Genomic DNA, 23,726 nt, shown 5'->3' with positions numbered 1-23,726 from the left:
CTACGAGAAGGTATGAGCCATTCGACCGGATCCGGATCGCGCGGGCTGGACCTCGACGCGGCGTTCAAGGCGTTCGGCGCGGTGGGGATCCTCATCTCCGTCGCGCTCATCGTCGGCGTGCTCGCGCTGACCGACCCGTTCGGCGAGTTCGTCGTGACCTCGCCCGCGGTGTTCGGGAGCCTGCTGTCCGCGGGCCTCCTCGTCGCCGTCGGCTACGCGACCTACGCACTGCGGCGTCGCTGACGGGGCGTCGCGATCGGTCCGATGCGGTCGCCGGCGCGGCGAGGGATATAACCCGACGGCAGTCGAACCGACGGCCATGAGCGACGAGACGATCGAGTCCGCGGTCGAACGCTTCCTCGACGAGACCGAGTCCCCGCTGGACAGCTACGACCAGGGGTACGCGGACGCCGACGCGACGGTTTCGGTGCTCCGGACGCACATCGACGAGCTGGCCGACGCCGTCGACGACGCCGACGAGTCGGAGTAGGCGACGACCCGGTCTTTCCCCCCTACCGGCGCCCCCGACCCGCCGTCGTTTATGAGGCCGCCCGCCAACACGCGCGTATGGTCTCGGAGATCTTCGACCCCGACGCGTGGGAGCCGGTCACCGACGAGTTCGACGACATCACCTATCACCGCGGCGTCGACGTGCCGGCCGTCCGGATCGCGTTCGACCGTCCCGAGGTCCGGAACGCGTTCCGGCCGGGGATCGTCGACGAGCTGTACGCCGCGCTCGACCACGCGCGCAAGCAGGCGGACGTGGGCTGCGTGCTGCTCACGGGCAACGGTCCCTCTCCTGATGACGGCGGCTGGGCGTTCTGCTCCGGCGGCGACCAGTCGGTGCGCGGCGGCTCCGGCTACGAGTACCGCGACGACGACGAGGCGGGCGACGAGGACGACCCGCTGGTCAAGGAGGCGCGCGCGGGCCGGCTCCACATCCTCGAGGTCCAGCGGCTGATCCGCTTTATGCCCAAGCCCGTCGTCGCGGTCGTCCCCGGCTGGGCGGTCGGCGGCGGCCACTCCCTGCACGTGGTCTGCGACCTCACGCTCGCCAGCGAGGAGCACGGAAAGTTCCTCCAGACCGACCCGGACGTGGCCTCCTTCGACGGCGGGTTCGGCTCCGCGTACCTGGCCAAACAGATCGGCCAGAAGAAGGCCCGCGAGGTGTTCTTCCGCGGGAAGACCTACTCCGCCGAGGAGGCCGCGGACATGGGGATGGTCAACGAGGCGATCCCGCACGAGGACCTGGAGGAGGTCGCGCTGGAGTGGGCCGACGAGATGACGAAGAAGTCGCCGACCGCGATGCGCATGCTGAAGTACGCGTTCAACATGACCGACGACGGGATGGTCGGCCAGCAGGTGTTCGCGGGCGAGGCGACCCGCCTGGCGTACATGACCGACGAGGCCCAGGAGGGCCGCGACGCGTTCTTGGAGAAGCGGGAGCCGGAGTTCCGCGACTACCCCTGGCACTACTGAGTCGGTTCCGCTACGCCGGGCCGATCACTCCGACCCGTGCGTGTACCCGCGGTCCGGAAGCGGCTCGCCGTCGGCGGTGACCCCGTCCCCGGCGTCGACGACCCGGCCCACGCGGGTCAGCCCGCCCGGACACGCCTCGCGGGCGGGCTCGATCGCTTCTTCGGGGACGGCGCAGACGAGCTCGAAGTCCTCGCCGAAGTGGGCGGCCAGCTCGAAGCGGTCGGCCGGTCCCTCGGCGACCGCGTCGACGGCGGGGTGGACCGGGAGCCGCTCGGGATCGAGCGCGAAGCCGACCTCGCTCGCCTCCGCGAGCTGGTGAAGCGAGCGCGCGAGCCCGTCCGAGGAGTCCATCATCGCGGTCGCGCGGTCCGCGAGCGTCAGCCCGTCGGCGACGCGGGGCGTGAACCGGAACAGGTCGTTGGCGCGCTCGACGGCCTCCCCATCGCCGGCCTCGTCGGTCTCTCTTTTAAACAGGCGGAGCGCGGCCGCGGACCGGCCCCACTCGCCGGTGACGCAGAGCGCGTCGCCGGGTCGCGCGCCGGACCGCGTGACGACGCCCGCGTCGGTCGCGTCGCCGACCGCGGTCGAGGCCGTGGTGAACTCGTCGTGGGTGTCGAGGTCGCCGCCGACGTACTCGGCGTCGACCGCCTCGCAGACGTCGACCGCGCCGGCGACGAACCGATCGAGCTTCTCCTCGTCGAAGGCGGCGTCGGCGTAGACGGCGACCGCCGCAGTCGCTCGCGCCCCCATCGCGGCCACGTCCGAGAGCGACGCGCCGACCGCGCGCCACCCGGCGGTGTACCGCGTCGTCCCGGGCGGGAAGTCGGTCCGCTCGTGGAGCATGTCGGTCGTGATCACGGTGTCGCCCACGACGGCGGCGTCGTCGCCCGCGTGCGGGAGGTCGGCCGCGAGCGCCCGGAGCGCGTCTCGCTCGTTCACGATACCGACCGATCGAGGCGGAACGGATTATAAGGGATCGATCCGGACGCCGCCGGATCGGTTCCGGAGCTCCGGCATCCTTTGGCAGTTGTTAGCAAGATACATTTAAACAGGTATTACACATTAACGAATATTATCATTATCAATCATTATGTTTATTACCATCCCCTCGCACCTACCGAGTGCAATGACAGTATCCGTACGCGGACACGCAGCAGCCCGACCCGCCGACAGCACGATCACCAGACGACTGCCGCAACCGCCCACACAACCCGATGACGACACCTGACGACACCACACCCACCGACGACCCGACGAACCGGACGACGACCGACCGAACGGCGACCGATCGGACGACGACCGACCGAACGGCCACGGACCGGACGCCGACGGATCCGACCCCGACCGATCGACGCGACGCCGATCCTTCTCCCCGGACGATCCCCGGGCGCACGCCGAGCACCGAAGAGGCGGGCGCGCCGATCGTCCCGACGACACGTCCGACGACCGAGGGGTCGACCGCGAGCGAGACCCCGCGCCGCCCGAGCCCGCCGCCGACCGACGGCGAGCGGGACGCCCCGCTGGTCCCCGACCTGCGACCGACGCGTCGCCCGCGGACCGACGGGGGGTCGCGATGAGCGCCGTCCCGATGGCCGGGACGGGACGCGGCCCGCGCCCGGACCCGACGACGTTCACGCGGCGCGCGACCGGACGGACCGAGCGGAGTGACCGATGCGACGACGCGACCACGGAGTGACAACGATGCATCCCAACGAACTCGACGACGACGTCTTCACGAGAGATATCGACAACCCGGCCGGCCGGCGGCTCCGCGAGCTGTTCGAGGAGCAGGACTACACGTTCGCGCCCGGGATCTACCACGCGCTCGACGCCCGCCTCGCGGAGATGGCCGGGCTCGACGCGGCCTACATGAGCGGCTACTCGACCGTCCTCGGCCAGTTCGGCTTCCCCGATCTGGAGATGGTCACGATGAGCGAGATGGTCGAGAACGCCAAGCGCATGGTCGAGGCGACGAACCTCCCGGTCGTCGCCGACTGCGACACCGGCTACGGCGGGGTCCACAACGTCCGCCGCGCGGTCCGCGAGTACGAGAAGGCCGGCGTCGCGGCGATCCACATCGAGGACCAGACCTCGCCGAAGCGGTGCGGCCACATCGCGGGCAAGCAGATCGTCTCTCGCGAGCAGGCCCGCTCGCGCTTCGAGGCCGCGGTCGACGCCAAGCAGAGCGAGGACACCGTCATCATCGCCCGCACCGACGCGTACGGCTCCGCCAACGGCGACTGGGAGGAGCACCTCGAACGCGGCCGGATCTACGCCGACGCCGGCGTCGACCTCGTCTGGCCGGAGATGCCCGACCCGTCCCGCGAGGACGCGGTCGAGTACGCCGAGACGATCCACGAGACCCACCCCGACCTTGACCTCGCGTTCAACTACTCCTCCTCGTTCGAGTGGGGCGCCGAGGAGGACCCGCTCACCTTCCAGGAGCTGGGGGACCTGGGCTACCAGTACATCTTCATCACGCTGTACGGGCTCCACTCGGGCGCGCACGCCGCCTACGAGGACTTCGAGAACATCGCGGAGAACGACGAGGAGGCGCAGTTCGACCTCGAGGAGCGGTACATCGGCCATGAGACCGAGAGCCACCACGAGCTCTCCTTCGTCCCGCGGTACCAGGACATCGAGGCCGAGTTCGACCCCGAGGCCCGGCAGCGGCAGGAGGAGTCGGCCGGCTTCACCGAAGACGAGAGCGACCCGATCACCGCCGAAGACGACGACTGATCGGCGAGACGGAGTAGCCGACGACTGATCGGCGAGACGGATCCACCCGATCACGCGCTCGCGGAGGCGGTTCGGGGAGCCGATGGGCATCACGGGACCCCGACTCGCCGGGACGAACCTCCGCGGGACTACTCGGGGATCGCACCCATATTTTTCAGCTCGGTGAGGTCGCCGTCGCCGTACCCGTACTCCCTGAGCACCGCCTCCGTGTGCTCGCCGAGCGAGGGCGGGTGCCGCCGGGCCGTCGTCGACGTCCGCGAGAAGTGCATCGGCGAGCCCGGCACCCGCATCGGGCCGGCGGTCGGGTGGTCGAACTCGTCGACCATGTCCCGCGCGGCCAGCTGCGGGTCGTCGAACACCTCGGCCATGTCGCGGACGCGGCTCGCGGGGACGCCGTGCTCGTCGAGCCGGTCGAGCGCCTCCGCCGTCGCGAGCTCCGCGAACGACGCGTCGAGCTCGGGGTCGAGGGCGTCCCGGTTGCGCACGCGCTGCTCGTTGGTCTCGAACCGTTCGTCGGCCAGCAGGTCGGGGCGGTCGAGCGCCTCGCAGAGCCGGGGCCAGAACGCGTCGGACGCGCAGGCGACGACTACGTACCCGTCCCGCGTCTCGAACGCCTGGTACGGGGCGATGTTCGGGTGTTTGCTCCCCATCCGCCCCGGCGGCTCGCCGCTCGCGAAGTAGTTCGCCGCCATGTAGCTGGTCCACGCGGCCTGCCCGTCGAGCAAGCTCACGTCGATCTTCTGGCCGGTCCCGTCGCCGAGCTCCCGTTCGAGGAGGGCCGCGAGGATCGCCTGCGTCGCGTACATCCCGGCGCCGATGTCGGCGAGCGCGACGCCGATCCTGACCGGCGCACCCCCCTCGACGCCCGTGATCGACATGAAGCCGCCGCGGGCCTGCATCACGATGTCGTAGGCGGGCTCGTCGCGGTCCGGCCCCCACTCGCCGTACCCGGAGAGCCCGCAGTAGATCAGCTCGGGGTTCTCTTCGGCGAGGTCCGGGTAGTCGAGGTCCCACTCGGCCATCTTGCCGACCCGGAAGTTCTCGACGAGCACGTCGGCCTCCCGCGCGAGGTCACGGAAGACCTCGCGCCCAGATTCGCTCGCGAGGTTCAGCTCGACGGAGCGCTTGTTCCGGTTGACGCTGGCGTAGTAGGCGCTCTGCGCGCCCTCGCCGTCGCCCTCGTCCTCGCCGAACGCGGGCGGGCGCCAGGTCCGCGTCTGGTCGCCCTCGCCCGGGCGCTCGACCTTGATCACCTCGGCGCCGAGGTCGCCGAGCTGCATGGTGCAGAACGGCCCCACGAGCACCCGTGAGGCGTCGAGCACGGTGACGCCGTCGAGCGGCCCCGCGTCGCCCTCGGGGTCGCGCGCCTCACCGACCACGGGAGGGCACCTCCGAGGTCGGTCGTCGGATCGTCCTCGCGGCCGGTCGTCGTGTCGGGTCCATGTCCCCCGACTCGGGCGGACGGGTTATGAGCCTCCCGGCGGGGACGGACGCCTCGGTCCACCGACGAAACCGCCGCCGGCGACGTCCGCCGCGTCGCCAACGGTTAAGCCGCGGCGTCTCGTCTCGGCGCGTATGGATCTCGACATCGAGGGGAACGTCGCGCTGACGACGGCATCGAGCAGCGGCCTCGGCTTCGCGTCCGCGCAGGCGCTCGTCCGCGAGGGCGCGAACGTGGTCATCAACGGCCGCGACGGCGACAGCCTCGCGGAGGCGAAGGAAGAGCTGGAAGCGGAGGCCGCCGGCGACGCCCGCGTCGTCGCGGTCGAGGGCGACATCACCGATCCGGACGACCTCGACACCCTCGTCGAGACGACGCTCGACGAGTTCGGCCGGCTCGACCACCTCGTCACGTCGGCCGGCGGGCCGCCGTCTGGCGCGTTCCTCGAGACCGACGACGAGGACTGGGAGGCGGCCTACGAGCTGCTCGTGATGAGCGTCGTCCGGCTGGCGCGGAAGTGCGCGGAGCCCCTCGCCGACGGCGACGGCGGCACGATCGTCACCATCACCTCACGGTCGGTGAAGGAGGCGATCGACGGGCTGGTGCTCTCGAACTCGGTGCGGATGAGCGTCGTCGGGTTAGAGAAGACGCTCTCGAAGGAGCTCGGCCCGGACGTGCGCGCGAACGCGGTGCTCCCCGGCCCCCACGAGACGAGCCGGATCCGGGACCTGGTCAACCAGGCGATCGAGCGCGGCGAGTACGACTCCTACGAGGAGGGGCTCGCCGACTGGGTCGACAACCCCCTCGACCGCATCGGCGACCCGATCGAGCTGGGCAACACCGTCGCGTTCCTCTCCTCGCCGCGCTCCGGGTACGTGAACGGGCAGGCGATCGTCATCGACGGCGGCGGCGGCAGTTCGAACCTCTAGCCGGGCCGCCGTCCCCGTCAATCCGCTTTCGCAACCGTCAACCGATGGGATCGTCTCGGTCCGCGTAGATGGAGGTTCTCGTCCGGCTCACGGGGCTGCTCGCGCTGCTGCTCGCGGGGACGGGACTCCGGCGGGTCGGCGTCCTCGACGCGGACCGCACGGAGCGTTTGAACCAGACGGCGTACTACGTCGCGCTCCCGGCGCTGGTGTTCGTCGCGACCTACGACCAGTCGATCGGCGACGTGGTCTCGTGGGAGCTGTTCGTGGGCGTGCTCGCCACGCTCCTCGGGACCGCGCTCGTCGCGTCGCTCGTCCACCGGCACCGGTCGCCGAGCGGGCGCCGCAGCGTCGCCGTCGTCCAGTCGTACCACTCGAACCTGGGCTACCTCGGCGTCCCGCTCGTCGCGGCGACGTTCGACGCCGAGGTGACCGCGATCGCGAGCGTCATCCTCGGGATCGGCGCGCTGGTGCAGGTGCCGCTGACGGTGATCCTGCTGGTGTCGATGAACGGGACGAGCGCCGAGGGCGCGCTCGGGCGGCACCTCACGTCGCTCGCGGGCAACCCCGTGCTCATCGCGCTCGTCGCCGGCATGGCGATCGGCGGGTTCGAGCTCGGCGTGCCGGCCGCGGCCGCGACCGGCCTCGATCTGGTCGGGTCGCTGGCGCTCCCGCTCGCGCTGCTCTGCGTCGGCGCCACCCTGCAGATCGACTCCTCGACGATCGACCGCCGAGCGACCGCCTCGGTGGTCGCGCTCAAGGTGGGGTGTATGCCCGCCATCGCGTGGGGCGTCCTCGCGCTGCTCGGCGTCAACGCCGCGACGTTCACCGCGGGCGTCGTCATGCTCGGGACGCCGACCGCGGTGTCGACGTACGTGTTCGCGACCGAGCTCGGCGGCGACGCCGGGTTCGCCTCGCTGAACGTGTTCGTCACGACGGTCGCGTCGGTCGCGTCGCTGACCCTGTTGATCGAGCTGCTCGGCGCCGTCGCGTAGGCGGCTTCGGATCGGCGGGAACCCAATCCCCCCGCGACCCGAACCGATTTGACACGGGGCGTCCACGGACGCCCATGGAACACGTTCCGTTCGACGACGCGGAGACCTACGAGCCGGAAGACGGGTGGGGGCGCGCCGCGCTGGCGGGCAGCGACCGGTTCACCTTCGAGTGGTTCGAGAAGCCGGCGGGCCACTCCTCGCCGATGCACGACCACGAGAACGAGCAGGTCTGCCTCTGTCTGGAGGGCGAGCTCGTCGTCCACACCGAGGACGACACCGCCGTGTTAGAGCGGTACGACTCGGTGCACCTCGACGCGTGGGAGTCGCACCGCGTCGAGAACCGGACCGACGAGCGCGCGGTCGGCCTCGACGTGTTCGCGCCCGGCCGCGGCTTCGACTTCTGGACGGACCGCGAGGAGTGATGGCTGACGAGGCACCGCAGTCGGGGGACGCAGGGACGGTCCGCCTCGCGCGGACCGCCGAGGGCCGACCGCTGCTCGGCGACGAGGACGGGTTCGTCCCGCTCGCGTCGGCCGGGCTCGACGGGGTCGACGACGCGCTCGCTGCCGCGGTCGGCGGGGGCGGCGGGGGCGGGGGCGGCGGCGACGCTTCCGGAGCGGGGGCACTCCCGTCGCTCGACGACCTCCCGGCCTCGCGGACGCCGGCGGATCGGCTCTCGTTCGGCGTCCCGTTCGACCCGGGGAAGCTCTGGGGGATCGGGCTCAACTACGCCGACCACGCGGCGGACCTCGAGGAGACCCGGCCCGCGGAGCCCGCGAGCTTCATGAAGCCGGCGACGGCGCTGACCGCGCCCGGCGGCCCGATCCGGCTCCCGCCGACCGAGGAGACGGCCCGCGTCACGGCGGAGGCTGAACTGGGGGTCGTGATCGGTCGGACCTGCACCGACGTCGGCGAGGACGAGTTCGGCGACGTGGTCGCCGGGGTCGTCCCGGTCATCGACATGACCGCCGAGGACGTGCTCCAGCGCAACCCGCGCTTTCTCACCCGGGCGAAGAGCTACGACACGTTCCTCGTCGTCGGGCCGTGGGTGTCGGCGCCGGTGAGCGTCGACCGGCTCGCGGGCACCACGGTCCGGACCGTGATCAACGGCGAGACGGTCTCGGAGAACACCGTCGACCGGATGCTGTTCCCGCCCGAGGAGCTCGTCGGCGTCCACTCGCGCGTGATGACGTTAGAGCGCGGCGACCTCATCTCGACGGGGACCCCCGGCGCGGGCGTGATCGAGCCCGGCGACACGGTCCGCGCGGAGGTCGAGGGCGTGGGCGCGCTGGAGGCCGACGTGGTGGGCGACGACTGAGCGGCGGGGAGAAAGCGGAGCAAACGGGGACGGGCGGTCGGTTGGCGGTCGGCGTCAGTGCGTCAGGCCGGTACCGAGTCAGGCCGGCACCGAGTCAGGCCGGCAGCGTGTCGATCCCGTTGATCTCGACGTAGCCGTACCCGCACTCGGGGCAGCGCCACTTCGTCTTCTCGCCGAGGTGGAGCGTCATCGCCGCGGTCCGGTAGAACGACTGGGCCTCTCCGCACGAGGGACAGTCCACGTCCTTTTCGAGCGCCATGTGCGCGGATCCGTCCGGCGCGGTTTTGAAGCTACTGATCCGGCGGTTGTACGCGGTCGATCACTTATCAGTCGTTACTGAGGGATCGGCGATGAACACCGCCAATGCACCAGCCGCTCGGCCGTACGTGATCGGTGTCACTGACAGCTCGGACGAGACCTCCAAAGCCCCAACCGGGAGGTCGGCAGACGCTCGCTGCGCTCCTCACTCGTTCGCTCCGCTCACTCGTTGCGGTGCTTACGTCGCCTCTGCCGACCTCCCGGTTGCCCCTTTGAGTCCCACCCGCTCCGCACCGCAACCGCACCTCACACCACCCCAGCCTCGTCGCTGGCACCCTCCGCTTCGCTCCGGGAGCCAGCGACTCCCTCGCGCGTGCTCTTCGCGCCCGATGGGCGCTCAGAGGCACGCGCCACCGCGACTCTGTTTATAAGTAGTGTGCGCCGTTCGCGTCCCTACTTCTCGTCGACGTGCCGGACCTCGCTGGCGACGCCGCGCGTCGAGTCGACCATCTCGGGGCCGGACATCTCGGCGCGGCCGACCGCGAACGCCTTCGGCCCCTCGATGACGACCTCGTCGCCCACGCGGATGTCGTCGTCCGCGTCGACGACGCCGGGCGCCAAGACGGAGCCGTGCGGGACGAACCGGTCGATCTCGACGCGCTTGGTCGGGGCGTCGCTCGCGACCCACCGGCGCGCGCCCTCGATGGTAAACGAGAGGGTGCCGTACTGCGGCACCATCGTCGCGAGCTGTTCGCCCGGCTCGCCCTCGCGCCCGGCGTCGGGGTCGTCGCCCCACACCTGGAGCTTGGGGTACCGGCCGGTGGTCCGGATGTCGGCCTCGCCCGGCCCGCCGAACAGGTCGTCGCCGGCGCCGTCGCCGAGCAGGTAGTCGGCGAGCGCCCGGACCGTGTTGTGCTCGCGCTCCCGCTTGCTGTAGGCGGGCTCGCCCTGGAGAGCGGCGTTCAGCTCGCCCAGCGACTCGTCGCTCGTCGGATGGCCGACGCAGGTGTACTCGAAGGAGACGTCGATCGCGGGGTCGCGCTCGACGCGCTCGCAGATCTCGCGGTAGCCGTGGTCTGGGACGTGCGCGACGACGCGGGAGTAGTCGTTGCGCTCCAGATATCGGCGGAGCACCTCGGCGACGAACTCGATCTCGTCTTCGCTCCAGTCGCCGGTGACGACGGCGTCGTAGTGTTGCGCGGGATAGGTCGTCTCCAGCTCCTGGGGCACCACGCCGATCGGCGAGGTCATCGAGACGGTGTGGCCCCGCCACTGGATCGCGTCGTGGAACTGGCGGTGGCTCTGGGAGTCGCTGTACGGCTTCGTCGCCGAGCAGGGCACGAGCACGAGCGGCTGGTCGGCGAAGCGGTTCCGGTACCGGCTCGTGACGCGGTCGGCGAACCGCCGGATCTCGACGCGGTCGAGCGTCTCCGCGGTCGCCGCGGTCACCTCGGCGTCGCGCATGAGCGGCGTCCGCTCCTCCAGGTACCCCCACTGGTCGTCGAACTCGCGGAACGCGGCCGTGAGCCACTGCTCGTGGCGGCTCTGCCCCTCGATGTAATCGCGCAGGCGACCCGCCCGGATCCGCTCGCGGACCCGCCGGAGCTCGGCGCGGAGCGCGTTGACGTTGTGCTCGGCGCAGTCGGCCCGGTCGAACTCCTCGCGGGGCCCCGCGCAGGCGGGACAGGCGCACGGCAGCTCGTCGAGGTCTTCGAGGAAGTGCTCGGCGTCGGCGGTGAGATACATTCCCTGCGTCCCCTTCGTCCGCGCGAGCGTGGCGTCGACGAGGTCGACGCCGGCGTACGCGAGGGTGGCGACGTTCCGGGGCGTGGCGACCCCGGAGAGCGTGAGGGCGGTGTCGGCCGGCAGAGCCTCCTTCGCCGCCACGACCGCGTCGCGGAACGCCTCGCCGTGGCCGACGAACCCGGAGGCGTCCGCGAGGACGTACGCGTCGGCGCCCACGTCGCGGGCGCTCTCGCTGTCGACGACCGCGGCGGCGGGGTAGTCGACATCCGGGTGATCGACCGCGAACGACTCGCGGACCTCCTCGCGGGTGCCCGCGGGGAACGCCCGGTGGGGCAGGACGGTGAGCTCGGCCGCGTCGCCGTCGGGGACCGCTCGGTCGCCGGCCCAGAGGCTGCCGGCATCCGCCAGGAACGGGTCCGCGAGCGCCGGCGTCGTCACGGGGTCGGCGAGCCGGAGCTCACCGAGCCGGGCGGCGCCGTCGCGCTCGTGGACCTCGAAGTACTCGGTCATACTCCCTCTCGCGGGGGGACGGTCAATTCTCTTGTGTTCCGCGGTCGCGCGGAGGAGTCGTGGAGAGGGAGTGCTCCTCGTTCGACCGGTCCGAGACTCACCGCCGATACTCGCGTGCGAAGCGTTTTATTTCGGACCGTCATTCCCGGACGGGATGGCAGGACGGTACGACACGCGGGACGCCGGAGGGGGACGAGTACGGGAACTGCTGGCGGCGCTCGGCGTGATCGATCCGGACCACGTCTCCGAGGAGCCGGACGGCGGCGTCGCTCGCGCGGCCGCCGCCCTGTTCGTCTCGCTGTCGGGATTCGTCCTCCTGATCCCGAACGTGACCCCGCTCGTCTCGGGCGGCGAACCGCCGATCGGGATCGCCCTGTCGGTGCTGGGGACCGTCCTGTCGGTCGCGCTGGTGATCGTCGGCGGACTCCTGTACCGCAGCACGTTCACGACGCGGAACGCGGTCCGTATCGCCGTCTGGAGCCTGTTCGGGATCGTCGTTCTCGGCGCCATTATGCTCGGTATTATCCGGTATCAGGCGCAGCTCGGATCGCCGATGATCGCGCCCACCTTCACGGTCGCGAAGGTGCTCGCGATCGGCGCGGTCGCGCACGTCATCATCGGCGTCTACGACGCCCGACGGGTGCGCGCACAGCAGCTCGCCAAGGAGCAGCGCCGCGTCTCCGTGCTGAACCGGATGATCCGCCACAACCTCCGCAACGAGACGACGGTGCTCGGCGGCCACGCCTCGCTCATCGCCGAGGGCGTCGACGACCCCGAGCTCCGCAATTCGGCCGAGGCGGTGGCGGAGAGCGCCGCGGTGATCGGCGGGCTCGCGGAGGACGCCAAGCGACTGCAGGCGGCCTTCGAGCGCCGCCCGGACGAGCGCGAGTCGGTCCCGGTCGAGCCGCTGATCGAGGACGCCGCCGCGGCCGCCCGCGAGGCCGGCGCCGAGACCGTCGACGTCGACGTCGAGCCCTGCGCGGCGCTGGCCGACGACCGGCTCGCGACCGCGGTCGAGGAGCTCGCGACCAACGCGCCGGAACACGGCGCGAGCGTGGTCGACCTGTCGGCCCGCGAGGTCGACGGCGACGTGGCGATCACCGTCGCCGACGACGGGCCCGGGATCCACGAGGACGAGAGCCGCGTGATCACGGGTCGGGACCCGGAGACCCAACTGGAGCACGCGAGCGGGCTCGGGCTCTGGATCGTCCGGGCGACCGCGGACGCGTTCGACGGGTGGCTCTCGATCGAGACGACGCGGGCGGACGGGGAGGGCGCAGGCGACGACACCGGGACGGCGGTGACGATCGGGATCCCGGCGGCTTGACCGCCTCGTAGCTGGCACCGAAACAGATCCGCTTTTGATCGATACCGGGAGTACGTATGGCAAATTGGCTGATCGGTTGTTTATAAGTCGGATTGTGGTGTCGCTAGCGGCTGTTTATACGTGATCGACGTGTCTGTGGTGAAGGCCTCCAAAGCCCCAGCCTCACGTCTCCCCAGCCTCACGCCTCCCCAGCCTCGTCGCTGGCGCCTTATAAGGCGCCAGCGACTCCCTCGCGCGGTGCTGCTCGCGGCCTGTCGGCCGCTCGCAGGCACGCGCCACCGCGTCGTCATTTATAAGCGATCGTCGCCGTCGCTCACGGTTCTTTTAAATATCCTCTCGCATCCACTAATCTGCAACACTCACTCCCGCTATCGATCGGTGCCGCGTCTGTAGTAGTTTAAGAGACCCGAGTCCGCGACCGTGGCCCGGCTCCGTCGGCACCTACTGTTTAGGCGGAGACGCCCCTACGACTCGTATGGACATCACCGGCCCCTGGGACCGGGAGCGCGTCGACGAGTTCCTCGACGGAGCGCAGATTCCGGTCCGCGTCGGCTGTCGCACGCCGAGCGACGCCCCGTGGATCGTCTCGCTGTGGTTCTCGTGGGACGGCGCGGTCAACTGCGCGACGAGCGCGAGCGCCGACCTCGCCGACTTCCTCGCGCACGACGATCACGTCTCCTTCGAGGTGTCGACGAACGATCCCCCTTATAAGGGAGTCCGGGGACGGGGGCGCGCGACGGTGACGCCGGACGCGGACCAGGAGCTGCTCCGCGCGCTGTTGGAGCGCTATCTCGGCGGCGTCGACAACCCGACGGGGGACCGGCTCCTCCGGCCGGACCGCGAGGAGGTCCGGGTGCGGATCGAGCCCGAGCGACTCCACTCGTGGGACTACTCGGAGCGGATGGGGCCGGCCGACCCCTGACCGGCGAGCGCGCGGGCGGATGCCGGGACCCTCAGCGACCGAGGTGCCGCAGGTTCTCCGTCTCGACGCGGTCCGGCACCGCGTCGACCGCGCGCGGCGCCCAGTCGTCGTGGCCGAGGACGATCTCCGCGTCGGGGTTGGCGTCGGCGAGACTCGCGACGCCCTCGGCGGCCGCCACCTGCGCCGCGCCGTCGACGCGCTCGGGGACCTCCGCGGTGAGCGGGTAGGTCTCGGAGAGTGCCCGCGGGAAGGGGCCGAACGGGGGTTTCACGCGCCACACCGCGTCGTAGTCGTGGTCGGAGGGCGCGTCCGACTCGGTGAGGAGGATCCGGTCGGGGACCGCGAGCCGCGAGAGCCGGTCGTGGTGCCGCCGGACCTCGGGACGGCGGGCGGACTCGTGGGAGGTGTAGAAGAACGCGTCCTTCGAGACGGGGTCGGTCTCCTCTAACTCGTCGGCGTGGTCGAGGAGGGTCCGGAGCCCGTCGAGCATCGCGGGGTGGCCCCGGGCGCGGCGGTCGACGAGCTGGAGGAGGTTCCCGGAGCGGATCGCGGCCTTCACGCGCCGCAGCTCCTCGAAGGTGACGTGGAGGTTGTGCTCGGCGAGGAGCTGCTCCGCGGTCCGGTCGTCGTCGGTGTCGGCGCTTCCGCCGCCCCCGTCCAGCTCCCGCAGCTCCGCGGGCGTGTGCTCGGCGCAGACGGGACACGAGCAGGGGAAGTACTCCATCTCTTCGAGGTGTTCCGTCCCCGAGACCGTCAGGTACCGGCCGTCGCGCGCCATCAGCGCGTAGGCGGCCGAGTCGAACAGGTCGCAACCGGCGGCGACCGCCAGCGCGAGCATCATCGGGTGGCCGGCGCCGAACAGGTGGACCGGGGCGTCCGGGTCGAGCCCGCGCTTGGCCGCCCGCACCGCCTCGACGACCTCGGCGTAGCGGTAGGAGTTGAGCAGGGGGACCATCGCGCCGACCGGGAACACGTCCAGGTCGGTCGCGCTCGCGTGGCGCCCCGCCTCCTCGCGGAGGTCCGGGAACGTCGACCCCTGCACGGGGGCGTTGACGAGCATGTCGCCCGTCTCCGCGGCCTCGGCGTCGGCGAGGGCCTGCCGCGTCGTCTCCAGCTCGCGCTCCGCGCGCTCGCGGTCGACGTCGGGTGGCGTCGGCACGTCGACCGGCGTGGCCACGTCGGTCCCGATCTGCCGCTGGAACTCGATGATCTCCTCGGTGGTCACGTCGATGTCGCCGTACTCGGCCAGCTGGAAGGAGCCGGAGTCGGTCATGATCGCGCCGTCGAACCCGAGGAAGTCGTGGAGCCCCTCCTCGAGCACGCGGTCGCGGATCCGGTCGGTGCTCCGGATAATGTAGGAGTTGGTGATCAGCATCTCCGCGCCGAACTCCTCGGCGAGCCGCCGCGGCTCGATCGTGAGGACGTTGGGATTGACGACCGGCAGGAGCGCCGGCGTCTCGACGGTCACCCCGGCGCGGGGGACCTCCAGCCGCCCGATCCGCCCGGCGGCGTCGTGGTCCCGGATCTCGAAGTGATCGCGCATACCCGGAGTGCGGGGACGCGGGCGGTAAGGGTTGCGTTCGGGGGCGAGCCGACGGGCCGACCGCCGCGCTACAGTCCGGTCGGGTGACTCACGTACGTCGTCTCCAGCCCCCACTCCTCGGTCAGCGCCTGCAGCGACCGGACGCCGAACGTCTCGGTCGCGTAATGGCCCGCGAGGAACACCGTGATCCCGGCCTCGCGCGCGTCGTGGTACACGCGTCCCTTCCCCTCGCCGGTGACCAGCGCGTCGGCGCCCGCCTCGACCGCCTCGTCGAGCCAGTCGGTCCCGGAGCCGGTGACGACCGCGACGCGCTCGATCTCGTCGGGCCCGAAGTCGACGACTCGCGTCGGGGACGCTCCGCTTTCGTCCTCGCCGTCGCCCTCGCCGCCCGGCTGGCCCTCGAACCCGTCGAGCGTCTCGCGGATCGACGCCGCCGACCGCGGCGACTCCGTCTCGCCGATCGTCCCGATCGTGACCGGCCCGATCTCGCCGAACGGCGCCCGGTCGCCGAGGCCGATTTCTTCCGCGACGCCGGCGGCGTTGCCGAGGTCGGGGTGGCCGTCGAGCGGGAGGTGCGAGACGTACAGGGCGATGTCGCGCTCGGCGAGCGCCTCGACCCGGTCGTAGGTCCGGCCCGTGACCCGCTCGATCCCGCCCCACGAGATCCCGTGGTGGACGACGAGGGCGTCGGCGCCCGCGTCGGCCGCGGCCTCGATCGTCGCGTCCGCGGCGTCGACCGCGAAGGCGACGCGCTCGATCTCCCCCTCGTCCGACCCCACCTGCAGTCCGTTCGCGCTGGCGTCGACGTCGGCGTACGCGGCCGTATCCAGCCGGTCGTCGAGTCGTCGCACGTACTCGGAGCGCTCCATACCGACGCGTGCGGCGGCCGGGAGATAAAGCGCGCGGCTCTCGGCGGTCGGTTCGCCGCCGGCGGCGCCCCACGGTGGTTACTCTCGTTCCGCGAGGAAGGCTTCGACGGCCTCGCGGTCGGGGAGCGCCGTCATTCCTCCGTAGCCCTGCACCGAGAGCGCGGCGGTCGCGTTGGCGAACGCGAGCGCGTCGTCGAGGTCTGGCGGGTCATCCGCGTCGCCGGCGTCGCCAGCACTCGCGGCGAGCCGGGTTATGAGCCCGGCGGTGAACGCATCGCCCGCGCCGGTGGCGTCGACCGCCTCGACCGGGAACCCCCCATGGCGCGCGGCCGCCTCACCCCACGGCGCCGCCTCCGAGCTCGCCGCGACCGCGCCCGCGGCGCCGAGCGTGACGACCGCCGTGTGCGGTCCGAACTCCACCAGGTCCCGAGCCAGCGCGTCGCCCTCGTGCGGGGAGAGACCGGCCGCCGCCGCGTCCTCGTCGCTGGCGAACGCCACGTCGGCGTCCGCGAGTACGTCGCGGATCGCCTCCATCACCGCGTCGCGCTCCCCTTCCGGAACCAGATCGGGGCGGTAGTTCACGTCGAATGAGACGGTGCACCCGCGCTCGGCGGCCGCGGCCGCCAGCGTCCGCATGGCTCTCCGGCCCGCGGGGTGCGTCAGGGCGACGCCGCCGAGGTGGACCCACGAGACGGACACCAGCGCGTCGGTCGGGACCGCGTCGGGCTCGAACCCGAAGGTGGCGTCCCGCGAGCCGTAAAAGCGGAAGCGCCGACCGTCTGCGTCCGGCGGGGAGACCACCGCGAGGGTGGTGTTCCCCTCGACGCGTCGAGAGAACCCGCCCGGGACGCCCGCCTCGTCGAGCGTCTCCCGCAGGAAGTCACCGAAGGGGTCGTCGCCGAGCCGAGTCCAGAATCGCGGGGGTACACCGAGCCGCGAGAGTCCGACCGCGACGGTGGCCGGGGCGCCGCCCGGTCGGTGCGTGAACCCGTCCACGTCGCGCAGCGTCTCGCCCGCCCCGGGAAGCATGTCGACGAGCGTCTCACCGGCGACGAGGATGTCGGTCATGGGTGGGAGGATCGTCGCCGACCGGTATGAAGGTTCGCCGTTCGTCGGGTCGCGGACTCCGATCTGCGGTTACTCGTCGTCCTCGTCGCCCTCGTCGCCCTCCGCCTCCGCCTCCGCGACCGCCTCGAACGCCGCGAGGATGACCCGCTTGCAGGCCTGCCCCTCGGTCGTCCAGTGCTGCGCGTAGTCGAGCATGTCGTCGTAGATGTCGGGCTTGCAGCCGGCCGCCTGCGGGTGGCCGCCCCCGTTCACCTTCCCGGCGACCTCGTGGGCGTGCCGGAAGTCCTCGGAGCCGCGGATCGACGCCGAGCCGGCGGGCTTGACGATCACCGCGGCGTCGGCGCCCTCGCCCCGGAGCGCCTCCGCGACCTCGTTCTGCGAGCACCGCCCGTACGTCACCGCGACGGTCCACTCGCCGACCTCGTGGGTGACCGCGCGGTCGACGGCGGCGTCGATCCGGGCCTCCTTCTCGACGCGCCGCTCGGCGACGAACTCCCGGACCGTCTCGGGGAGGTCGGCGCCGTGCGCGCCCACGATCGCCGCGTACTCCTCGCTTCCGGCCCAGTAGGAGTAGTCGGCCAGGTCGTCGGAGCGCGGGTCCTCCTTGATCCAGAGGTCGTGGTCGCGGGTCACGGCCGCCAGCTCGGTCCACCGGTCGTCGAACTCGTGGTCGAGCGACCGGAGCGCCACGTCGGCGGTGCACTCCTCGTCGGACTCGCCGACCACGAGGTCGACGCCGAGGTCGCGGACCGCCGCGGCGGTCGACTCGTCCCACTGGTGGTGGTCGAACCACCGGATCGAGGCGGTCGACTCCGCGAGCGCCTCCAGCGGCTCCGCGATCCACTCGTAGTCGTCGGGACAGAGGTCACAGACGAAGAGATCCACGTCATCGTCGGCGTACGCGAGCACGCGTTCGAGCGACGTGTCGATGGAGTACGGCCCGGCGGCGACCAGCCCGACGGGCGACTGCGCGTGGGCGTCCTCGGTCGGGTCGGGGTCGTCGGAATCGTCGGCTTCGGTCTCGCCGTGGGCGTCGCCGGCTTCCTCGCCGTCCTCTTCCCCGTCATCGAGTCGCGCCGCGATGGCCGCCTCGAAGTCAGCGGCGTCGAGGGCGGCGTCGTACGCCTCCCGGATCATCGCCGCGCAGGCGAGCCCGTCGGCGTCGGCGTCGGCGATGACGACCGCCTCGCTGCCCTCGATCGCCTCCTTCGCGCGTCGCTCCGCGCGCTCCTCGTCCAGCGAGTCCGGGTAGAAGAAGCCCTTGCCGGGCAGCCGCGTGTACCGCGAGCGGGGGATGTCCGCCTCGTCGATGAGTTCGTCGTCCATACCGTCGCGCCGGGCGGGAGCGGGAAAACTCCGCCGTTCTCGGGCGGTCGAACGGTCTCGGGCGGTCGAACGGTCTCAGGCGGTCGAACGGTCTCAGGTGGGCCAACGCGTTGCCGCCCGCCTTGGCCCGCCGCCGCGCGACGGCCCCGTTCAGATCCCCGCTCAGATCGTCGTCCGCCGCGGGTCCTCGTCGGTGAGCTGGCGGACGGTGAGCACGGGGATCGGGCAGGTCCGGACGACCCGCTCCGCCACCGAGCCGATGAGGAACCGGTTCTCGCCGTGTCGCCCGCGGGTCCCCATCGCGACCACGTCGGCGTCGACCTCCCGAGCGTACCCGGCGATCTCGGGGGCCGGGCGACCCTCCCGGACCTCGGCCGTGATGTCGAGGGTCGGATCGCGCTCGGCCGCGGCGTCGGTCACCTCGTCGAGCGCGTCCTCGCCGCGGTCGTCGAGCGCGTCGCGGAGGTCGTCGCGGACCTCGTCGGGCGTGGACTCGACCTCGCCGCTGTCGACGACGTAGACGGCGTGGACCTCGGCGTCGAACCGCGCGGCGACGTCGACCGCGACGTCGACGGCCCGGCGGACGCTGTCGGAGCCGTCGGTCGCGACCACGATCGTGTCGAACATGGACGCCCATTGGCCCAGACCCCACCTAAAACCCGGCGGTCACGCGGGGACGGGTGCGACGGAAACGGTTATTCCGGTGGCCCCGGAGAGGGGAAGAAGCATGGGAGAGAGTGACATACAGGAGGAGCAGGAGCCGTTGAAAGCGGAGTACGAGACGAACCCGGAGGCGGCACAGATCACGCTGAGCGCGACCGGCGAGACGGAGGGCGACGCCCGGTCGTGTAGCGTGGACATCGGCCGGGCGATCTACGAGGCGGAGCTCCACGAGGGGGCGGGCGGGCCGGGCGGCGGCGCCTGCTCCGGCGACCTACTCCTGGGCGCGCTGGCGGCCTGCGCGCAGCTGACCGCGCAGGCCGTCGCGGACAGCTTCGGGAGCGACGCCGACATCTCCGTGGAGGCGAGCGGCGACCTCGACCTCCGGGGGACGATGGGCGTCGACGACGACGTGCCGGTCGGGTTCCAAGACATCAGACTCGAGGTCGCCGTCGACGGCGACCTCGACGAGGGGACCAGAGACGCGCTACGAAAGTACACCGAGAAGTACTGCGTCGTGTATCAGACGCTGGCGTCGCCGCCGTCGGTGGAGACGGAATGGAACTTCGAGTGAGCCGCCGACCGCCGATCGGCGGTTAGCGGCCCCGCGATCGGAGGGGTCTCAGGCCAGGAAGACGTGCCGCGGTCGGTCGGCGAGCACCTCGCGGCCCCACTGGACCGTCTCGCGGAACTCCTCGGAGCCGAAGAAGGCCATCGCGTCCTCCTTCGCGTGCCACTGGCTCGCGATGAACATGTCGTTCTCGTCTTCGACGTTCACCATCAGGTCCGTCTCGACGTGGCCGTCCATCTCCCCGAGGATCTCGCCCACGTCGTCGAACGTGTCGGTGAAGTCCTCCTGATGCTCCGGCTTGACGGTGTAGAACATCCCCATCGTGCCGAATCCGGACTCCTCGCCGGCGCGGGCGACGATGTCCGGCAGCTCCGAGAGGAAGCCGGCCGCGGTCTCGGCGGCGGAGGCGGTGTCCCAGATGGAGACGACCGCGGCGCGGTCGGTGGCGCGCCCCTCGTACACCGCCGTCTTCACGTGGGTCCCGTAGTGGTCGAAGTTACCGCGGAGCCCCTCGACCTCGTCGAACAGCTCCTCCACGTCGGCCTCGCTGTAGAGCACGGTCGCGTACACGTCCTCGCCGCTGGGCTTGCCGGCGTAGATGTCGAGGTCGGCGAGCTCGCCGCGGATGTCGGCGGCGGCGTCTGCGTCGCCGTCCTCACCGTCATCTCCGCCGTGGCCCTCCCCCTCGCCCGCGTGCGGGTGATCGCCCTCGCCGCTCGACTCCCCCTCGCCGTGGGGGTGGTCCCCGTGCGCGGGGCCGCCGCCGGAGCCGGCGCGGTCGTGGCCCTCGCCGCGACCGTGGCCGTCGTCGCCGTGGGCGTGATCGTGACCGCCCTCGCCGTGGGCGTGACCGTGGCCTTTGCCGTGGTGGGCCTCGTCCGCGCCGCCCGTCGGCACCGTCTCGCCTGCGAGGTACGGGCCGAGATCCGCGGGCGGGAACCGCCGACCGATGTAGAACTCGCCGAACTCGCCGTACCGCGAGGAGGCGGGGTCGAACCGCATCTCGTAGACGATGTCCTTGATGTCCGTCGGGTCCGAGCCGAACAGGGTGACGCCCCACTCGTGGTCCTCGAAGCCGACGGAGGAGGCGATCACCTGCTTGATCTTGCCGGCGTACTCCTTCCCGACCTCGCCGTGGCCGGCCATGAGGTCGGCGCGGTCCTCGAACGAGAGGTCGTACCAGTTGTACTCCTCGCCGCGGCGCTTGCTCATCGGGTAGAAGCAGACGTACTCGTCGTCCGGAATCTCCGGCGTCAGCTTCCCCTCGATGTAGCGCTTGAGGCCCGCGTCGACCGATTCGGGGTCCTCGAAGTACTCGTCGGAGACGTAGCCGGAGACCTCGGTGACGGAGACGTAGGAGGTCGTCCGCTCCGTGAACCGCGCGAGCGCGGTGTCCTCGAATCGGCGCTCGATCGACGACAGGTCGTCGAGCGCGGGGCGGAAGTGGACGAACAGCAGGTCCGCCTTGTGCCCGAGCACGGAGAACAGCCCGGAGTCGCCCGCCTCGGCGTCGGCGACCTGCTCCCGGTGCCGCAGGAAGCGCTTCCCCTCCTCGATCGCCCGTTCACGCTCTCGCTCCGGGGCCTCGCGCCACGCGTCCCAGTCGATGGACCGGAAGTCGTGCAGCGCGAACCACCCCTCCTCGGTCTGTGGTGCCTCGACCATACGGCGGCTTGGGTCGCCGGGACTTAGGGGTTTGCGAGTCGTCGCCGCGACCGAAACCCTTTCACGACGACTCAGAAACGTAGAAACGATGCGGAAAAGCGGCCCGCCGAAAGGCCTGATCTCGTATCTCGTGTTGGAGCTGCTCGACGAGCGACCCCGGTACGGGTACGAGCTGCTCGGCGAGATCACCGAGATAAGCGGCGGGCACTGGGAGCCCTCGTACGGCTCGGTCTACCCGATCCTCTACAAGTTCGAGGAGGAGGGCGTCGCCGAGCGCGTCGAGCGCGCCGACGAGCCCGACCGCAAGTACTTCGCGCTCACCGACGCGGGCCGCGAGGAGCTCGCCGAGAAGCGCCGGGCGATCGGCGGCGAGGCGAAGGACTTCGGCGACGTGGTGCTCGGCTTCTACCACCTGTACGCCGCGCTCGCCACCGACGAGCGGTTCGCGGTCGACGACGACGAAGGAGAGTGGGAATTCTCCGAGCGCTACAGCGCGTGGATCGTCGAGCAGACGATCCGCCACCACGAGCGCGACTTCGGGGAGTTCGAGCGGATCGACGACACGCCGGAGGAGTTCCACGCGGCGGCGAACGGAGGGGGAGGCGGCGAGGGCGCGGGCGGCGACGCCGCTGCCGACGAGAGCGGCGGGGACGCTATCGGTCGATGAGCCGTCCGAGCACCCCGTCCGGCAGCCCGGCGCGGACCAGGCGGTCGTACAGCCGGTCGGGGAGTATCGCCGCCAGCCGCGGCAGCCAGCGCGCGCGCCGGCTCACTCGGTAGACCGCCCGCGGCCGGTCCGTCGTGGCCGCGACGACGACGCGCTCGACCACGGTTTCCACGTCGGTGGCGGCGGGCGAGTACCCCTCGAACGCCCGGTACGCGTCGGCGTAGGGCCCGTCGGGATCGGCGTCAGCGTTTCGCTCCGCGAGCCCCGCCGCCGCGCGCTCGTTGAACCCGGTCGGGACCGGCCCCGGCTCGACGAAGGCGACGGTCGCGCCCCGGGGCTCGGCCTCGCGGCGGAGCGCGTCGGCGTACCCGCGCAGCCCGGCCTTCGCCGCGCTGTAGGCGCCGTGGTAGGGCAGCGCGGTCGAGCCGACCATCGACCCGACCACGACGATCCGCCCGCCGCGCTCCCGGATCGACGGGAGGGCGGCCCGGACGACGGTGTGGACCGCGGTCAGGTTCGCGTCGAGCTGGCGACGGAAGGAGTCGAGGGTGGTGTCCTCGACCGCCGCGATCTCGTACCCGCCGACGCAGGAGACGACGCGGTCCAGCTCGCGGTCGGCGAGGAGCGCCTCGACCGCGTCCCCGTCACGGAGGTCGAGCGCGTGGGTCTCCGCGGCCCCGGGGAGGTCGGCCAGCCCCGCGGCGTCGCGGTCGATCCCGATCACGTCGTGGCCGGCGGCCGCGAGCGTTCGCACGACGCCGCTTCCGATGCCGCCGGCCGCCCCGGTCACGAGGACACGCATGGGGACCGATAGCGCTCCGAAACGGGTGACGCTGGCGGTTCGGACCGGACGCGGGCTCCGGAACTCTCGGGAGTTCGATCCGCGATGGCGACGGGGACGACGGGCCCGTCGGGTCCGCGCTCCCGAAGGCATATACCGGCGACCCGCGACTACCCGGACAATGTCCACCGACGAACCGTCCGTCCCGATCGTGTGCACCGAGTGCGAGACGGAGACCAGCGTCCCGCTGTCCGACGTGGCGGACGCGCTCGCCAAGCACAACGACGGGAAACACGACGGAGAGGAGATCGCGGAGGTCGACCCCGCGCTGAAAGACCAGCTGGCGGACCTCGTCGCGGAGGACCTCGGTCTCTTCGACGAGGCCTGAAGGGGAAACGGCGAACGGGGCGCTAGGGTGGTCGCAGTCGGAGAGGGCGCAGTCGAAGAGGGCGCAGTCGGAGAGAACGGCAGTCGAGGAGAGCGGAGACGGTGAGAACGGCAGTCGAGGAGAGCGGAGACGGTGAGAACCGCGATATCGACGCTCGAGGCGGGACGCGAGGACGCCGTCAGGCGTCGCGGAGCCGCGAGACACCGATCACCGGAAGCCACTTCCGGCCGAGAACGCGGGTCTCCCGGCCGAGAACGCGGACCTCGGAGGCGGTCCGATCCCGGGCGCGGTCAGTCGTCCTGCGCAAGCGCGCCCTTCGGGTGACCCTTGTGCTGTAAGTTCCGGTTGTCGCGCTTCCGCGTCGCCGTCGCGGGGATGACCTCATCGACTTCGGCGCGCGGCCGCCCGGTGTACCCGTGGTCCGGGTGCTCGGCGCAGTGCGCCATCGCGTCGTGAGACCCCTCCCACGGCCCCTCGTCGCAGCCGTCCGCCGTGCAGACGAACACTATGTCATCGGACATGTTGGC

The 23,726-nt window shown here is 71.5% G+C and carries 27 protein-coding genes; 15 read left to right on the top strand and 12 right to left on the bottom strand.

All coding sequences use genetic code 11. The annotated features are described in order from the left end of the window. Positions 1-12 precede the first annotated feature (12 nt). The 3 genes from CK500_RS13910 to CK500_RS13905 all read left to right on the top strand — a co-directional run bounded on the left by CK500_RS13910 (position 13) and on the right by CK500_RS13905 (position 1,479). A complete protein-coding gene (locus tag CK500_RS13910; RefSeq protein ID WP_095637826.1) occupies positions 13-243 on the top strand; it encodes a hypothetical protein in 231 nt (76 codons plus the stop codon). Positions 244-319: 76 nt separating this feature from the next. Continuing rightward, the gene (locus CK500_RS17465; RefSeq protein ID WP_198951573.1) at positions 320-490 is read left to right on the top strand and encodes a hypothetical protein; all 171 of its coding nucleotides are present in this window, start codon (positions 320-322) and stop codon (positions 488-490) included. A gap of 77 nt (positions 491-567) precedes the next feature. Further along, the gene (locus CK500_RS13905; RefSeq protein WP_095637825.1) at positions 568-1,479 is read left to right on the top strand and encodes a 1,4-dihydroxy-2-naphthoyl-CoA synthase; all 912 of its coding nucleotides are present in this window, start codon (positions 568-570) and stop codon (positions 1,477-1,479) included. 24 nt (positions 1,480-1,503) lie between these two features. On the opposite strand, the gene thiL is transcribed toward CK500_RS13905, so the two are convergent. After that, a complete protein-coding gene (gene thiL / locus CK500_RS13900) occupies positions 1,504-2,418 on the bottom strand; it encodes a thiamine-phosphate kinase (RefSeq protein WP_095637824.1) in 915 nt (304 codons plus the stop codon). Between the two features lie 275 nt (positions 2,419-2,693). Between thiL and CK500_RS13895 the strand changes: the two genes are divergently transcribed. The 3 genes from CK500_RS13895 to aceA are packed head-to-tail and all read left to right on the top strand — an operon-like array spanning position 2,694 to position 4,218. Then, complete coding sequence (locus CK500_RS13895) at positions 2,694-3,056, top strand: hypothetical protein (RefSeq protein ID WP_095637823.1); 363 nt, start codon at positions 2,694-2,696, stop codon at positions 3,054-3,056. Beyond that, complete coding sequence (locus tag CK500_RS17745) at positions 3,053-3,175, top strand: hypothetical protein (RefSeq protein WP_269843959.1); 123 nt, start codon at positions 3,053-3,055, stop codon at positions 3,173-3,175. The genes CK500_RS13895 and CK500_RS17745 overlap by 4 nt, the downstream gene beginning before the upstream one ends. A 5-nt stretch (positions 3,176-3,180) precedes the next feature. After that, on the top strand, positions 3,181-4,218 hold the full coding sequence (gene aceA / locus CK500_RS13890) for an isocitrate lyase (RefSeq protein WP_095637822.1): 1,038 nt from the start codon (positions 3,181-3,183) through the stop codon (positions 4,216-4,218). Positions 4,219-4,346: 128 nt separating this feature from the next. Here aceA and CK500_RS13885 read toward each other — a convergent pair whose 3' ends face one another. Continuing rightward, positions 4,347-5,597, bottom strand: coding sequence for a CaiB/BaiF CoA transferase family protein (locus tag CK500_RS13885; protein WP_095637821.1), 1,251 nt, complete (start codon positions 5,595-5,597; stop codon positions 4,347-4,349). A gap of 196 nt (positions 5,598-5,793) precedes the next feature. On the opposite strand from CK500_RS13885, the gene CK500_RS13880 reads away from it, so the two are divergent. The 4 genes from CK500_RS13880 to CK500_RS13865 all read left to right on the top strand — a co-directional run bounded on the left by CK500_RS13880 (position 5,794) and on the right by CK500_RS13865 (position 8,898). Next, entirely contained in the window at positions 5,794-6,588 is a 795-nt protein-coding gene (locus CK500_RS13880; protein ID WP_095637820.1) for an SDR family oxidoreductase, read from the top strand. A 68-nt stretch (positions 6,589-6,656) separates the two neighbouring features. Beyond that, the gene (locus CK500_RS13875) at positions 6,657-7,580 is read left to right on the top strand and encodes an AEC family transporter (protein ID WP_095637819.1); all 924 of its coding nucleotides are present in this window, start codon (positions 6,657-6,659) and stop codon (positions 7,578-7,580) included. A 74-nt stretch (positions 7,581-7,654) separates the two neighbouring features. Then, on the top strand, positions 7,655-8,002 hold the full coding sequence (locus tag CK500_RS13870) for a cupin domain-containing protein (RefSeq protein WP_095637818.1): 348 nt from the start codon (positions 7,655-7,657) through the stop codon (positions 8,000-8,002). Beyond that, entirely contained in the window at positions 8,002-8,898 is an 897-nt protein-coding gene (locus CK500_RS13865; protein WP_095637817.1) for a fumarylacetoacetate hydrolase family protein, read from the top strand. The genes CK500_RS13870 and CK500_RS13865 overlap by 1 nt, the downstream gene beginning before the upstream one ends. 94 nt (positions 8,899-8,992) lie before the next feature. Here the strand turns inward: CK500_RS13865 and CK500_RS17460 are convergent, their stop codons facing one another. Then, on the bottom strand, positions 8,993-9,157 hold the full coding sequence (locus CK500_RS17460; RefSeq protein ID WP_170938246.1) for a DUF7838 family putative zinc beta-ribbon protein: 165 nt from the start codon (positions 9,155-9,157) through the stop codon (positions 8,993-8,995). Positions 9,158-9,609: 452 nt separating this feature from the next. Next, the gene (arcS, locus tag CK500_RS13860; RefSeq protein ID WP_095637816.1) at positions 9,610-11,412 is read right to left on the bottom strand and encodes an archaeosine synthase subunit alpha; all 1,803 of its coding nucleotides are present in this window, start codon (positions 11,410-11,412) and stop codon (positions 9,610-9,612) included. Positions 11,413-11,566: 154 nt separating this feature from the next. Between arcS and CK500_RS13855 the strand changes: the two genes are divergently transcribed. Next, positions 11,567-12,739, top strand: a complete 1,173-nt coding sequence (locus CK500_RS13855; RefSeq protein WP_095637815.1) for a sensor histidine kinase — start codon at positions 11,567-11,569, stop codon at positions 12,737-12,739. A gap of 475 nt (positions 12,740-13,214) precedes the next feature. After that, on the top strand, positions 13,215-13,661 hold the full coding sequence (locus tag CK500_RS13850) for a pyridoxamine 5'-phosphate oxidase family protein (protein WP_095637814.1): 447 nt from the start codon (positions 13,215-13,217) through the stop codon (positions 13,659-13,661). A 31-nt stretch (positions 13,662-13,692) separates the two neighbouring features. On the opposite strand, the gene tgtA is transcribed toward CK500_RS13850, so the two are convergent. From tgtA to CK500_RS13825, 5 genes are all read right to left on the bottom strand, one after another. Continuing rightward, a complete protein-coding gene (gene tgtA, locus CK500_RS13845) occupies positions 13,693-15,204 on the bottom strand; it encodes a tRNA guanosine(15) transglycosylase TgtA (protein ID WP_095637813.1) in 1,512 nt (503 codons plus the stop codon). A gap of 68 nt (positions 15,205-15,272) precedes the next feature. Beyond that, a complete protein-coding gene (locus tag CK500_RS13840) occupies positions 15,273-16,073 on the bottom strand; it encodes a Nif3-like dinuclear metal center hexameric protein (protein WP_095637812.1) in 801 nt (266 codons plus the stop codon). Between the two features lie 78 nt (positions 16,074-16,151). Further along, positions 16,152-17,141 (bottom strand): carbohydrate kinase family protein, encoded by a 990-nt coding sequence (locus CK500_RS13835; RefSeq protein ID WP_095637811.1) that lies wholly within the window; start codon positions 17,139-17,141, stop codon positions 16,152-16,154. 69 nt (positions 17,142-17,210) lie between these two features. Next, positions 17,211-18,467 (bottom strand): DHH family phosphoesterase, encoded by a 1,257-nt coding sequence (locus CK500_RS13830; protein WP_095637810.1) that lies wholly within the window; start codon positions 18,465-18,467, stop codon positions 17,211-17,213. A 162-nt stretch (positions 18,468-18,629) separates the two neighbouring features. Further along, positions 18,630-19,094: a universal stress protein gene (locus CK500_RS13825; RefSeq protein WP_095637809.1), complete on the bottom strand. Its 465-nt coding sequence runs from the start codon at positions 19,092-19,094 to the stop codon at positions 18,630-18,632. A gap of 100 nt (positions 19,095-19,194) precedes the next feature. Between CK500_RS13825 and CK500_RS13820 the strand changes: the two genes are divergently transcribed. Then, positions 19,195-19,701 (top strand): OsmC family protein, encoded by a 507-nt coding sequence (locus CK500_RS13820; RefSeq protein WP_095637808.1) that lies wholly within the window; start codon positions 19,195-19,197, stop codon positions 19,699-19,701. A gap of 48 nt (positions 19,702-19,749) precedes the next feature. Here CK500_RS13820 and CK500_RS13815 read toward each other — a convergent pair whose 3' ends face one another. Next, complete coding sequence (locus tag CK500_RS13815; RefSeq protein ID WP_095637807.1) at positions 19,750-21,363, bottom strand: heme-binding protein; 1,614 nt, start codon at positions 21,361-21,363, stop codon at positions 19,750-19,752. A gap of 88 nt (positions 21,364-21,451) precedes the next feature. On the opposite strand from CK500_RS13815, the gene CK500_RS13810 reads away from it, so the two are divergent. Next, positions 21,452-22,030: a PadR family transcriptional regulator gene (locus tag CK500_RS13810; protein ID WP_095637806.1), complete on the top strand. Its 579-nt coding sequence runs from the start codon at positions 21,452-21,454 to the stop codon at positions 22,028-22,030. On the opposite strand, the gene CK500_RS13805 is transcribed toward CK500_RS13810, so the two are convergent. Then, a complete protein-coding gene (locus CK500_RS13805) occupies positions 22,017-22,832 on the bottom strand; it encodes an SDR family NAD(P)-dependent oxidoreductase (protein ID WP_198951572.1) in 816 nt (271 codons plus the stop codon). The two genes, CK500_RS13810 and CK500_RS13805, sit on opposite strands and share 14 nt — an antisense overlap. A 160-nt stretch (positions 22,833-22,992) precedes the next feature. Between CK500_RS13805 and CK500_RS13800 the strand changes: the two genes are divergently transcribed. After that, entirely contained in the window at positions 22,993-23,199 is a 207-nt protein-coding gene (locus tag CK500_RS13800) for a hypothetical protein (RefSeq protein WP_095637805.1), read from the top strand. Positions 23,200-23,489: 290 nt separating this feature from the next. On the opposite strand, the gene CK500_RS13795 is transcribed toward CK500_RS13800, so the two are convergent. Further along, positions 23,490-23,720: a hypothetical protein gene (locus tag CK500_RS13795; RefSeq protein ID WP_095637804.1), complete on the bottom strand. Its 231-nt coding sequence runs from the start codon at positions 23,718-23,720 to the stop codon at positions 23,490-23,492. Between the last annotated feature and the right edge of the window lie 6 nt (positions 23,721-23,726).

This window comes from Halorubrum salipaludis (assembly GCF_002286985.1).
GTDB classification, from domain to species: Archaea; Halobacteriota; Halobacteria; order Halobacteriales; family Haloferacaceae; genus Halorubrum; species Halorubrum salipaludis.
This window is presented reverse-complemented; position numbering and strand designations above follow the sequence as displayed.

Bases quoted from the DNA above. Each gene is read 5' to 3' on its own strand.
- CK500_RS13910 (WP_095637826.1), top strand. From the start codon at position 13: ATGAGCCATTCGACCGGATCCGGATCGCGCGGGCTGGACCTCGACGCG.
- CK500_RS17465 (WP_198951573.1), top strand. From the start codon at position 320: ATGAGCGACGAGACGATCGAGTCCGCGGTCGAACGCTTCCTCGACGAG.
- CK500_RS13905 (WP_095637825.1), top strand. From the start codon at position 568: ATGGTCTCGGAGATCTTCGACCCCGACGCGTGGGAGCCGGTCACCGAC.
- CK500_RS13895 (WP_095637823.1), top strand. From the start codon at position 2,694: ATGACGACACCTGACGACACCACACCCACCGACGACCCGACGAACCGG.
- CK500_RS17745 (WP_269843959.1), top strand. From the start codon at position 3,053: ATGAGCGCCGTCCCGATGGCCGGGACGGGACGCGGCCCGCGCCCGGAC.
- aceA (WP_095637822.1), top strand. From the start codon at position 3,181: ATGCATCCCAACGAACTCGACGACGACGTCTTCACGAGAGATATCGAC.
- CK500_RS13880 (WP_095637820.1), top strand. From the start codon at position 5,794: ATGGATCTCGACATCGAGGGGAACGTCGCGCTGACGACGGCATCGAGC.
- CK500_RS13875 (WP_095637819.1), top strand. From the start codon at position 6,657: ATGGAGGTTCTCGTCCGGCTCACGGGGCTGCTCGCGCTGCTGCTCGCG.
- CK500_RS13870 (WP_095637818.1), top strand. From the start codon at position 7,655: ATGGAACACGTTCCGTTCGACGACGCGGAGACCTACGAGCCGGAAGAC.
- CK500_RS13865 (WP_095637817.1), top strand. From the start codon at position 8,002: ATGGCTGACGAGGCACCGCAGTCGGGGGACGCAGGGACGGTCCGCCTC.
- CK500_RS17460 (WP_170938246.1), bottom strand. From the start codon at position 9,157: ATGGCGCTCGAAAAGGACGTGGACTGTCCCTCGTGCGGAGAGGCCCAG.
- arcS (WP_095637816.1), bottom strand. From the start codon at position 11,412: ATGACCGAGTACTTCGAGGTCCACGAGCGCGACGGCGCCGCCCGGCTC.
- CK500_RS13855 (WP_095637815.1), top strand. From the start codon at position 11,567: ATGGCAGGACGGTACGACACGCGGGACGCCGGAGGGGGACGAGTACGG.
- CK500_RS13850 (WP_095637814.1), top strand. From the start codon at position 13,215: ATGGACATCACCGGCCCCTGGGACCGGGAGCGCGTCGACGAGTTCCTC.
- tgtA (WP_095637813.1), bottom strand. From the start codon at position 15,204: ATGCGCGATCACTTCGAGATCCGGGACCACGACGCCGCCGGGCGGATC.
- CK500_RS13840 (WP_095637812.1), bottom strand. From the start codon at position 16,073: ATGGAGCGCTCCGAGTACGTGCGACGACTCGACGACCGGCTGGATACG.
- CK500_RS13835 (WP_095637811.1), bottom strand. From the start codon at position 17,141: ATGACCGACATCCTCGTCGCCGGTGAGACGCTCGTCGACATGCTTCCC.
- CK500_RS13830 (WP_095637810.1), bottom strand. From the start codon at position 18,467: ATGGACGACGAACTCATCGACGAGGCGGACATCCCCCGCTCGCGGTAC.
- CK500_RS13825 (WP_095637809.1), bottom strand. From the start codon at position 19,094: ATGTTCGACACGATCGTGGTCGCGACCGACGGCTCCGACAGCGTCCGC.
- CK500_RS13820 (WP_095637808.1), top strand. From the start codon at position 19,195: ATGGGAGAGAGTGACATACAGGAGGAGCAGGAGCCGTTGAAAGCGGAG.
- CK500_RS13815 (WP_095637807.1), bottom strand. From the start codon at position 21,363: ATGGTCGAGGCACCACAGACCGAGGAGGGGTGGTTCGCGCTGCACGAC.
- CK500_RS13810 (WP_095637806.1), top strand. From the start codon at position 21,452: ATGCGGAAAAGCGGCCCGCCGAAAGGCCTGATCTCGTATCTCGTGTTG.
- CK500_RS13805 (WP_198951572.1), bottom strand. From the start codon at position 22,832: ATGCGTGTCCTCGTGACCGGGGCGGCCGGCGGCATCGGAAGCGGCGTC.
- CK500_RS13800 (WP_095637805.1), top strand. From the start codon at position 22,993: ATGTCCACCGACGAACCGTCCGTCCCGATCGTGTGCACCGAGTGCGAG.
- CK500_RS13795 (WP_095637804.1), bottom strand. From the start codon at position 23,720: ATGTCCGATGACATAGTGTTCGTCTGCACGGCGGACGGCTGCGACGAG.